The organism is Sulfitobacter sp. SH24 (assembly GCF_965641895.1).
Classification (GTDB): domain Bacteria; phylum Pseudomonadota; class Alphaproteobacteria; order Rhodobacterales; family Rhodobacteraceae; genus Sulfitobacter; species Sulfitobacter dubius.
The window spans coordinates 2,805,411-2,815,220 of sequence record NZ_OZ282575.1 but is presented as its reverse complement, the minus strand read 5'-3'; the positions used below and the strand labels follow the sequence as shown (position 1 = coordinate 2,815,220).

The following is a 9,810-nucleotide window of genomic DNA, read 5'->3' as shown; positions in this document are numbered from 1 at the left end:
TGGTTAGGCTTTCTGACGCTCGATATAGGCGCGCATCTCTTCGGCCTCGTGGCGGGCGTCGCGCAGGCCGTCCATTGCGGCGCGCAGCTCTGCTTCTGTCTGGGCAAGCTGGTTGGTCAGTTCGGCTTCGCGCTGTTGCAGATAGGTGATCGCCTGATCGCGGGTTTCTTCAGCCTCGTGCAGCTCTTGGCTCATCCGGTCAAGCTGGGCCACATCATCTGCGGCCACGCGGGTGAAGCGGTTCAGCAGCCAGTTGGCGAACCATCCCATGCAGAAGGCCACGAAAAGAATGATGGCTGTTGCCAGGACAAACTCAGTTCTGCTCATCACCGCTGCCTTCTTCGGTTTCGTCGGATTCCCCGATCTCTTCTGCCGTGGTATCGCCCGTTTCTTCAGCAGATTCCAGCGCTGTTTCGTTTTCGGGGGTCTCAGCCTCGGGCTGGATCAGGCGGAATTCGATGCGGCGGTTGGCTTCGCGGCCCTCTTCGGTCTGGTTATCGGCGATGGGATTTTCCTCACCATAGCCTTTGGCTACGAAGGAAGAAGTCAGAACCCGGCGGGCGCGCAGTTCGTTTAGAACCGATTCCGCGCGGCTTTGCGAGAGTGACTGGTTCATCGATTCGCGGCCTTGACTGTCGGTGTAGCCTTGGATCTCGAGCGGAATGTCCCCGCAATGTTTCAGAACTTCGGCGATGTCATCCATCGTACCAAGTGCCGAGGCGTCAATCGTGGCGTTGCCCGGTTCAAAGGTAATCTTGCCGATCTTGAGGATTTCGCGGATCTCGGCTTCGCACTCCTCGGGGGTCGGCAGCCCGGCGATGGGATCGAGTTTTTCTTTATAGGTGATGTCGATGCTGTAATCGGCGCTTTCGCCCAGCTTGTCGGCCAGAAGGGAGGCAACGGTGGTGTTCGCCTCTTTGCTACCGGTGTCGCCGATCACTTCAAGCCGGTCGGGGGTGACCGTGACAGAGCCATTGGCGAGCGAGGCCATCGCCTCAAGCCCGGTCAAAACGCGGGTGGCCCAATCGGCGGGCAGGGTCTCATCCAGACGGGCGGCGGTGTAGACATTGGCCGACCCGAAATGCGATTTCGCATAGCTGTCCGCCAGATCGCGCAGCCCTTCGCTGGTAAGCCGTCCACGGAGTTGCACTTGCCCCTCGGGGGACAGGGTCGCGGTGAATTCAGGCGGGCCAGCGTCGGGGTCTTCGACCTTGGGCAATCTTGCGGTCAGGGCGAAAACGTCCGGAAGGGCATTTTCCAGCTCTCCCACCACGCGGTCGAAACTATCGGAATCGGTGCCCGGCGCCGCGAGCAAGGTGATGTCTGCGTCCGCGAAAGAGATGGAGCCTTGGCCCACACGGCTCAGCGCATCGATCGCCAGCGCCACGGCGCGGCCCCAGTTCGGGCTGGGTACACCCAGACCGATGGTGCAATTGGCGCTCTCAGCCGCGCCAGCGGCGATGCCCGCTTTGAGGATGCGGCTGGCGGCGGCGTCGCTATCGGCAGAACAGGCATCGAACCGCGCGCCCTCTTCGTCGATCTCAAACCGCAAGGTGAAAGGCGTAATCACCGGCCGCGGTGCGGCGATGTCGAGCCGCAGACGCAGGCTGGGCGGGGCTGCGCGTTGCAGCTTGCGCTCCATCTGTGCTTTCGCTTCGGGGCTGTCGGCAATCGCGGTGATGGTCACGCGACCCGCGTTGACCGAGGCCTTAGCGCGGGGCAGGTCTGCCATGGCACGCACGGCAAAGTTCAGCGCGTCTTCCCAGCCATCAGGAGCAGGGTAATTGGCGGATTCCAAAAGGTCAGTCACCGTGGCCTCACCCGCCATGTCGCCAAAGGCTTCGATCACCGCGTCGCGGTCGGTGCTGGTGGGGATCAGGCCGATGATCGAAATGCCCGCATCGTTGCGCAGCACTTCGGCAGAGAAACGCGGCGGGGCGATTCCGGATTGGGCTTCAACCTCCATCTCGTCGATCACACGGGCGGCGTCGACCACGGTTCCAGCAGTTGAGAGGGCGCGGAAGCGGACCGCTTCGGTCGGCGCGATCCCGGCGAGGGTGACCTGCAAACCGTCGGCCTGCACCTCGGCCCATGTCATGCCCTGATCGTCCAGCGCGTCACGCACACCGATTTCGGAAGTATCCTCGATCAGTTGCACCGAAAAGCTTGCCGCCACTAAAGAGACCACCGCTGCGGCTGCAAAGGTCAGGGCGATCATGAAAATGGCGGAGAGGCGCATGGGCGGCCTTCTGGTTGTTGAGCTCAAGACTTGATACGCGCGTCCTGCCGGGGGTGCAATCAGGCCAGAAGACTTGCTGCGAAAAACAACAGCGGGATCATGCCGGTATCACGGTTAGCGCGAAAGAGTTGCAAAAGCTTGGCGTTGTCCTTCGTATCCAGCCCCCGAAGCTGCCACGCCATATGCCAGCCCATCGCCCAAGGCCCGCCGAGGGCAATCGCCAGCGCCAGCACCGAAGCCTGCGGCAACCCGGCATAGATCACCGCGATCCCCATCAGCCCCACGGTCGCCATTAAGAAGCGTCGCAGCCATTGGCCCGAATTCTCACCAAAAAGCCGCGCGGTGGATTTCACCCCGATCAGCGCGTCATCCTCGGCGTCCTGATGGGCATAGATCGTGTCATAGAATAGCGTCCAAGCAATCCCTGCGAGGTAGAGCACCACGGCAGGCGCGTGCAGCGTGCCTGCGTGGGCTGTCCAAGCCAGCATCGCGCCCCAGTTGAAGGCCAGCCCCAGAAAGACCTGCGGCCACCATGTAAAGCGTTTTGCAAAGGGGTAGACCGCCACCGGCAGCAGCGCCAGAACGCCCATGGCGATGGCCGCTTGGTTAAACGTCAGCAGGATCAGCAGCGCCAGCAGCATCTGCAGCACCATCCACGCCAGCGCCTGTTTCACCGTGACCGCGCCCGAAGGAATAGGCCGCGAGCGGGTGCGCGCGACCTTGCCGTCGATGTTGCGGTCGGTGATGTCGTTCCACGTACAGCCTGCGCCGCGCATCAGAAACGCGCCGATGCCGCAGCCTGCGAAAATCCACAGATCCTCCCACCGTGGCAATTGGTCGAACAGGATCGCAAGGCTCAGCCCCCACCAGCACGGAAGTAGCAAAAGCCATGTGCCGATGGGCCGATCCGCGCGGCTCAGCCGCAGATAGGGCCGCAAGGCGCGGGGGGCATGGCGGTCGACCCAATTGTCGGCCACCGCATCGGCAACAGGCGCATCGGGCGTAGCATCTGGCGAAGGCGGCTGGTTGTGCATATATCTGGCCCTATGAACGCAAAAATCAGATTGTATGTAGATCAGCCCTTGGGGCAGGGGCAAACGGTTCCTTTGGCGCGTGAGCAGGCGCATTACCTCTTTGGGGTGATGCGGCTCTCGGTCGGGGCCGGGGTGCTTTTGTTCAACGGGCGCGATGGCGAATGGCTGGCGGAGGTCACCGAGGCGGGCAAACGCGGCGGGGTGCTGACCTGTGTTGAGCAGACCCGCCCCTTGCAGATGCCGCCTGACCTGTGGCTGCTCTTTGCCCCTATCAAAAAGACACGCACCGACTTTATTGTTGAAAAAGCCGCCGAGATGGGTGCGTCCCGCATTATGCCAGTGATGACAGAGTTTACCAACGCAGGCCGCGTGCAGCAGTCCCGTCTTCAAGCCCATGCGGTCGAGGCGGCAGAGCAATGCGGCGGCACCTATGTGCCGGAAGTGGCCGAGGCCGAGAAGCTGGGGCGGCTGCTGGACCAGTGGGACAGCACCCGGCAGATCATGTTCTGCGATGAGGCTCTGGTCGGAGAGAGCGGCGCGCTGCCTGTAGGCGCGCAGGGGCCTTGGGCCATCCTGATTGGCCCCGAAGGCGGCTTTTCCGAGAGCGAACGCAAACGGCTCCACTCATTCGATCACGCTCATGCCGTCACGCTAGGCCCGCGCATCCTGCGTGCCGATACGGCGGCGGTGGCTGCGATGACCATGTGGCAGCAGGCTTTGGGAGACTGGTGATGCAAAGGATGGCCCAATGAGTTTTCTGCGCCAAGGGGCCCGCGACCAGCTTTGGCGTTGGCGCGAGGCGATTATCGGTGGGGGGCTGATGCTTTTCGGTCTCTGGCTGGTGGCCGGGCCGGGGTTTTTACTCGCGGTGCCGGGCTATGCGGCGCTTGCCGGTGGCGCGGCGCTGATCTGGCTTGGCGTGCAACGTGCTCGCTTTCGCGGTGAAGGTGACGGGGCGGGGGCCGTTCAGGTCGTCGAGGGGCAGATCACCTATTTCGGCCCGCTGACCGGCGGCACGGTGGCTCTGCGCGAATTGCAGCGGCTCAGCCTCGACCGGCAGATGTTTCCAGCCCATTGGCGGCTTGAGCCGCGCGACGATGAAGCGCCCCTGTTGATCCCGGTGAATGCTGCCGGATCCGAGGCGCTGTTTGACGCTTTCGCCGCCCTGCCGGGCCTGCGCACCGAGAGGATGCTCTTTGAGTTGCGCAAGACCCGCCATGACGCCGTTGTGATCTGGGAGCGCGCGCCCCTGCGCCCGGCGCATGTCTTGCTGCATTGACAGCCCCGGCAAATCCGCCCATCCCTGCTAGACACGACGCCAAGTCGACACCCTAAGACGACCCTTCAAAACGGAGCCTTCGCATATGTCCATTCCTCAATCCGGCGGCGGCCCGATCGAACATCACGACCAAATGGCGCAGTATCTGGCCGACGGTTGCAAGCCGCGCGAAGACTGGCGCATTGGCACCGAGCACGAGAAGTTCGGCTACTGCAAAGACACGCTCAAACCGCTTCCCTATGAGGGGGACCGCTCGATCCGGGTGATGCTCGAAGGGCTGCGCGACCGTCACAATTGGGCCCCTGTCGAAGAGGGTGGCAAGCTGATCGGGCTTGAGAAAGACGGTGCCAACATCAGTCTTGAGCCGGGCGGCCAGTTGGAGCTGTCAGGCGCGCCGGTCGAGACCATCCATGAGACCTGCGATGAGGTGAACACCCATCTGCGCGAAGTGAAAGACGTGGCCGATGAGATCGGCGTGGGCTTCATCGGTCTGGGGGCGGCACCCGAATGGTCGCATGAGCAAATGGATCTGATGCCCAAGGGCCGTTACAAGCTAATGGACAGCTATATGCAAAAGGTCGGCACCATGGGCACCACCATGATGCGCCGCACCTGCACCGTTCAGGTGAACCTCGATTTCGCGAGTGAAGCCGACATGGTCCAAAAGATGCGCGTGGCCGTGGCGATGCAGCCGATCGCCAATGCGCTTTTCGCCAATTCACCCTTCCTCGACGGCAAGCCCAATGGCGTGAAATCCACCCGCGGTCTGGTTTGGCGCAATCTGGATGATGCTCGCACCGGGATGGTGCCTTTCGTCTTTGATGAAAGTTTCGGGTTTGAGGCTTGGGTGCAATATGCGCTCGATGTGCCGATGTATTTTGTCTACCGCGATGGTAAATATATCGACGCGCTTGGCCAGTCTTTCCGCGATTTCCTGAAAGGCGAACTGCCTGCGCTGCCCGGCGAAAAGCCAACGCTCAGCGATTGGGCCGATCATCTGACGACCCTTTTCCCCGAGGCGCGGGTAAAGAAGTTCATCGAGATGCGCGGGGCCGATGGTGGCCCTTGGCGGCGTCTTTGCGCGCTGCCCGCCTTCTGGGTAGGGCTGATGTATGACCAATCCGCGCTGGATGGCGCTTGGGATTTGGTCAAGGACTGGGATGCAGAGACGCGGGAAGAACTGCGCATCGCCGCCTCGACCCATGGCCTTCAGGCCGAGGTTGGCGAGCTCAAGATGCATGATCTTGCGCGCGAGGCGGTGGCCCTGTCAGAGGCCGGTTTGAAATCCCGCGCGCGTCCCGGTGCCGGTGGTCTTGTGCCGGATGAAACGCATTTCCTCAATGCCCTGCGCGACAGTATCGAGACAGGCCGCGTGCCTGCAGATGATCTGCTGGCAGATTATCATGGGCCATGGAACGGCGACCTAAGCCGTATCTACGCCGAATATTCCTACTAAAGCATGAAGAGGCTGATGCCGCCTTCGGGGCGGTGTCAGCCTTTCTGACCGATCCGCGATTCCGTACCTGCACGGATGCGGCGGATGTTGTCGCGGTGCCGCCAGAAGATCAACAGCGTCAGCGCGATCCCCAAGAGCAGCATTTCCCCGTAGCCGAGAAATACCAGCAAGAAGGTTGAGCTTGCCGCCGCCGCTAGCGCCGACAGGGACGAGATGCGCGAGAGTGCCGCAGTGATCAACCAGACCGCACAGCATGTCAGCCCAACCGGCCAAGCCAGCGCCAGCAAGAGGCCCAAAAAGGTCGCCACGCCTTTGCCGCCACGAAAACCCAGCCAGACCGGGTAGCAATGGCCTATCATCGCGCCGAGCGCCGCCGCCTGTGCGGCATCTTCGCCCGCAAAGGCCCGGGCCAGCAGCACTGCCACGGCCCCTTTGGCCCCATCCAGCAACAGCGTCAGCGCCGCGGCTTTTTTGTTGCCGGTGCGCAGCACATTGGTCGCGCCGATATTGCCCGACCCGATATCGCGCAGGTTGCCCAGCCCCATCAGCCGCGCCAGCAACATGCCAAAAGCGATGGAGCCGATGATATAGCCCGCCAGCGCCCAAAAGAGGATCATTTCAATAGAAGTGTCGATAGGGGGCATCAATTCGCCTCGTAAACGCAGGAGCCTGCTACATAAGTTGCCACGACCTTACCCTGCATCCGCATCCCGTCAAAGGGCGTGTTGCGGGATTTCGACCGCAGCGTCGCGCGGTCCAACACGAAGGGGGCGTCGGGGTTGAACAGAACCATATCCGCAGGCGCCCCCACGGCGATCCGCCCGCCGGGCAGGCCGAGGCGTTTGGCCGGGTTCAGTGACAGCGCGCGCCAGAGCGTCGGCAGGTCCATCATCTCAGCATGGACCAGTCGCAGGGCGGCGGGCAGCAGCGTTTCCAATCCTACCGCGCCGCTGGCGGCCTCCTCAAACGGCAGGCGTTTGCTTTCTTCATCCTGTGGGGTGTGCATGGAGCAGATGATGTCGATGAGACCGCTGGCGACGGCTTCGACCACGGCGATGCGGTCTTCCTCGTCGCGCAACGGGGGCTTCACCTTAAAGAAGGTGCGGTAGTCGGCCACATCCAGTGCGTTCAGCGTCAGGTGGTGGATGCCAACGCCTGCAGTGATATCCAGCCCGTTGCGCTTGGCGCGTTCCAGCGCGGGCAGGGCGCGTGCGGTGGTGATCTGGTCTGCGTGATACCGCGCGCCGGTCATCTCAATGAGGGCAATGTCGCGGTCCAGCCCCATCCGCTCGGCCATGGGCGAGACGGCAGGCAACCCGCGCAGCGAGGCGAATTTGCCGGAGGTGACAGCCGCCCCCTTGCTCAGCCCCGGATCCTGCGGGTGTGCGATGACCAGCGCGCCGAGGCTGCGCGCATAGGTGAGCGCGCGAGAGAAGACTTTGGTATCCGTCACCACGCGGTCGCAATCGGTAAAGGCGGTGGCACCGGCGTCCATCAGGAAGCCAATCTCGGTCATTTCGCGCCCTTCGCGGCCTTTGGTGAGCGCGGCCATAGGCACCACGTTCACCGGGGCGGCCTCGTTGGCGCGGCGGGTGACGAATTCGAGTGTCTCGGGGCTGTCGATGGCCGGATCGGTGTCCGGGCGCGTGACCATGGTGGTCACCCCGCCCGCCGCCGCGGCAAGGCCCGCGGAGCGGTAGCTTTCCTTGTGCCGCTCGCCCGGTTCGCAAACTTTGACGCCGATGTCGACGATACCGGGGGCGAGGATATGGCCGCCGCAATCGACCAGTTCCGCGCTCTCGGGCGTTGTGGCCCCATCGGCCAAAACCTCGGCAATCACCCCGTTGCGGACCAAAACCGCGGCGGGCTCAAGCGTGCCTGCCTGAGGGTCAAGAAGGCGCAGATTGGTGAAGAACTGGGTCATGGACGGGCCTTTGATGCGATAGCAGATGCGCCGCTGTCATGCCCCAAATCGCCCCCCAAACCAAGCGGTTTCCGCAGGTTTCTCAGGCAGGTTCCGCCCTTAACCGCCAATCCAAATCATCATTCCGACCACGCCAAAAGCGACCAGCAGCGCAACCATGGCGATGCGACCAGACATTTTAGGATCCTGTTCAGGTTCTTGCATAGGGCTGATGTACCGCGCTGGCGCTTAGGGCGCCAGCGATTTTCGCGCTTAGGCCAACAGCCACCAGACAACGACCAGTACCAATACCGCAATCCCGACAATCACCATCGTCTTGCCGCCACCGCCCTTAGCAGGCTCGGTCGGAGAGACGCGAGGGATACCGGTATACGGCTGTGCGGCCTCCGCTTCCATCGCTTGGACAGAGGTTTCAGGGCCGCTTTCGCTATAGGTGCCGATATGGGTCAGCGCCGGGATCGGGGCCAGTTGCAGCGACTGCCCGGCGAAAGCGCGGGAGTAGACGATCATCACCCAACCGTCGAGCGCGGCAAGCTTGCTGCGGTCCGTCTCGATCTGATCGGGGTTCACGCCATTGCCGTCGCGCAGATAGCCCGCCAGCCCCAGTTGATCGAGGTCGGCCACCCGGAAGACCTCTGTGTAGCCCGCGTCGATCCGCTCAATCCCAAGGGCGGCGGCCTGTGCGGTCTCGTCATCACGCATCGCCCGCGCCTCGGCATCCGAGAGCGAGAGGGCATAGACGCGGACCTTGCCGGCTTCTTGCGGGGCGACTTCTGTATGGGGCATGACGGCTTCCTTTGACTGTTCTCAGGAAAACGCCGCGCGGCCCTTTGGGGTTCCGCTCAGGCCGCGCCGGGCTGAGCGGCGATGTGGTTGCGCGCCAGTAGGTCCATCGCGGCCATGCGGACGGCAACGCCCATCTCGACCTGATCCTGAATGACTGAGCGGTTGATGTCGTCAGCCAGCGTGCCGTCAATCTCAACCCCGCGGTTCATCGGGCCGGGGTGCATGACGATGGCGTCAGCGCTGGCATGGGCGAGCTTTTCGGCATCCAGCCCGTAGCGGTGGTAATACTCGCGCTCCGAAGGGATGAAGCCGCCGTCCATCCGCTCTTTCTGAAGCCGCAGCATCATCACCACGTCGACGCCTTCGAGCCCTTTTTTCATGTCGTCAAAGACTTCGACGCCAAATTGGTCGATCTGGCTCGGCATTAATGTCGGCGGGCCGACAAGGCGGATGCGGTTCTCCATCTTGCCCAAGAGTAGGATGTTCGACCGCGCCACGCGGCTGTGCGCGATGTCGCCGCAGATGGCGATGCTGAGGCGGTGCAGCCGCCCCTTGGCGCGGCGGATCGTCAACGCATCCAGCAGCGCCTGCGTGGGATGCTCATGCCGCCCGTCGCCTGCGTTGAGCACGGCGCAGTTCACCTTCTGCGCCAGTAGGTCCACCGCACCGGATTGCGGATGGCGTACCACCAGCAGATCGGGGTGCATCGCATTCAGCGTCATTGCCGTGTCGATCAGTGTCTCGCCCTTTTTGATCGAGCTGGCCTGCATCGCCATGTTCATCACATCCGCGCCAAGACGCTTGCCCGCGATTTCAAAACTCGCCTGCGTGCGGGTGGAGTTCTCAAAAAACATGTTGATCTGCGTCAGCCCGCGCAGCGCGTCGGAATGCTTGTTCGGCTGGCGGTTGCGGTCGGCATAGGTGTCGGCCAGATCCAGAAGGGTGGTAATGTCGGATTGCGAGAGCTGCTCGATGCCAAGCAGGTGGCGATGGGCGAATGACATGGTGACGATCCCTTCTGCTGTTGCCGCCTTATAGGCGCGGGCGGGTTGGCAGGTAAAGCGCAGCGATAGGGCATTTCGCCCCCCGCCC

Annotated in this window: 10 protein-coding genes; 3 read left to right on the top strand and 7 right to left on the bottom strand. The window is 62.8% G+C overall.

The window, feature by feature from the left end; translation table 11 throughout:
• Positions 1-3: 3 nt before the first annotated feature.
• Genes ACSQ16_RS16475 through ubiA form a run of 3 tightly spaced genes read right to left on the bottom strand, consistent with a single transcriptional unit; the run spans position 4 to position 3,273 of the window.
• On the bottom strand, positions 4-327 hold the full coding sequence (locus tag ACSQ16_RS16475) for a hypothetical protein (protein ID WP_007118939.1): 324 nt from the start codon (positions 325-327) through the stop codon (positions 4-6).
• Positions 314-2,239 carry an OmpA family protein gene (locus ACSQ16_RS16470; protein WP_243262298.1) on the bottom strand — a complete coding sequence of 642 codons (1,926 nt, stop codon included), beginning with the start codon at positions 2,237-2,239 and terminating at the stop codon, positions 314-316. The genes ACSQ16_RS16475 and ACSQ16_RS16470 overlap by 14 nt, the downstream gene beginning before the upstream one ends.
• 59 nt (positions 2,240-2,298) lie before the next feature.
• Positions 2,299-3,273 carry a 4-hydroxybenzoate octaprenyltransferase gene (ubiA, locus tag ACSQ16_RS16465; protein WP_243262299.1) on the bottom strand — a complete coding sequence of 325 codons (975 nt, stop codon included), beginning with the start codon at positions 3,271-3,273 and terminating at the stop codon, positions 2,299-2,301.
• Positions 3,274-3,285: 12 nt separating this feature from the next.
• Between ubiA and ACSQ16_RS16460 the strand changes: the two genes are divergently transcribed.
• From ACSQ16_RS16460 to ACSQ16_RS16450, 3 genes are all read left to right on the top strand, one after another.
• The gene (locus tag ACSQ16_RS16460; protein WP_243262300.1) at positions 3,286-4,005 is read left to right on the top strand and encodes a 16S rRNA (uracil(1498)-N(3))-methyltransferase; all 720 of its coding nucleotides are present in this window, start codon (positions 3,286-3,288) and stop codon (positions 4,003-4,005) included.
• Between the two features lie 16 nt (positions 4,006-4,021).
• A complete protein-coding gene (locus ACSQ16_RS16455; protein ID WP_243262301.1) occupies positions 4,022-4,552 on the top strand; it encodes a hypothetical protein in 531 nt (176 codons plus the stop codon).
• 85 nt (positions 4,553-4,637) lie between these two features.
• Positions 4,638-6,008, top strand: a complete 1,371-nt coding sequence (locus tag ACSQ16_RS16450) for a glutamate--cysteine ligase (protein WP_243262302.1) — start codon at positions 4,638-4,640, stop codon at positions 6,006-6,008.
• A 35-nt stretch (positions 6,009-6,043) separates the two neighbouring features.
• Here the strand turns inward: ACSQ16_RS16450 and plsY are convergent, their stop codons facing one another.
• The 4 genes from plsY to ACSQ16_RS16430 all read right to left on the bottom strand — a co-directional run bounded on the left by plsY (position 6,044) and on the right by ACSQ16_RS16430 (position 9,722).
• Positions 6,044-6,652 (bottom strand): glycerol-3-phosphate 1-O-acyltransferase PlsY, encoded by a 609-nt coding sequence (gene plsY, locus ACSQ16_RS16445; protein ID WP_243262303.1) that lies wholly within the window; start codon positions 6,650-6,652, stop codon positions 6,044-6,046.
• Complete coding sequence (pyrC, locus tag ACSQ16_RS16440; RefSeq protein ID WP_243262304.1) at positions 6,652-7,932, bottom strand: dihydroorotase; 1,281 nt, start codon at positions 7,930-7,932, stop codon at positions 6,652-6,654. The genes plsY and pyrC overlap by 1 nt, the downstream gene beginning before the upstream one ends.
• Positions 7,933-8,184: 252 nt before the next feature.
• The gene (locus ACSQ16_RS16435; protein WP_243262305.1) at positions 8,185-8,718 is read right to left on the bottom strand and encodes a hypothetical protein; all 534 of its coding nucleotides are present in this window, start codon (positions 8,716-8,718) and stop codon (positions 8,185-8,187) included.
• 56 nt (positions 8,719-8,774) lie between these two features.
• The gene (locus tag ACSQ16_RS16430) at positions 8,775-9,722 is read right to left on the bottom strand and encodes an aspartate carbamoyltransferase catalytic subunit (protein ID WP_243262306.1); all 948 of its coding nucleotides are present in this window, start codon (positions 9,720-9,722) and stop codon (positions 8,775-8,777) included.
• Between the last annotated feature and the right edge of the window lie 88 nt (positions 9,723-9,810).

Bases quoted from the DNA above. Each gene is read 5' to 3' on its own strand.
- ACSQ16_RS16475 (WP_007118939.1), bottom strand. From the start codon at position 327: ATGAGCAGAACTGAGTTTGTCCTGGCAACAGCCATCATTCTTTTCGTG.
- ACSQ16_RS16470 (WP_243262298.1), bottom strand. From the start codon at position 2,239: ATGCGCCTCTCCGCCATTTTCATGATCGCCCTGACCTTTGCAGCCGCA.
- ubiA (WP_243262299.1), bottom strand. From the start codon at position 3,273: ATGCACAACCAGCCGCCTTCGCCAGATGCTACGCCCGATGCGCCTGTT.
- ACSQ16_RS16460 (WP_243262300.1), top strand. From the start codon at position 3,286: ATGAACGCAAAAATCAGATTGTATGTAGATCAGCCCTTGGGGCAGGGG.
- ACSQ16_RS16455 (WP_243262301.1), top strand. From the start codon at position 4,022: ATGAGTTTTCTGCGCCAAGGGGCCCGCGACCAGCTTTGGCGTTGGCGC.
- ACSQ16_RS16450 (WP_243262302.1), top strand. From the start codon at position 4,638: ATGTCCATTCCTCAATCCGGCGGCGGCCCGATCGAACATCACGACCAA.
- plsY (WP_243262303.1), bottom strand. From the start codon at position 6,652: ATGCCCCCTATCGACACTTCTATTGAAATGATCCTCTTTTGGGCGCTG.
- pyrC (WP_243262304.1), bottom strand. From the start codon at position 7,932: ATGACCCAGTTCTTCACCAATCTGCGCCTTCTTGACCCTCAGGCAGGC.
- ACSQ16_RS16435 (WP_243262305.1), bottom strand. From the start codon at position 8,718: ATGCCCCATACAGAAGTCGCCCCGCAAGAAGCCGGCAAGGTCCGCGTC.
- ACSQ16_RS16430 (WP_243262306.1), bottom strand. From the start codon at position 9,722: ATGTCATTCGCCCATCGCCACCTGCTTGGCATCGAGCAGCTCTCGCAA.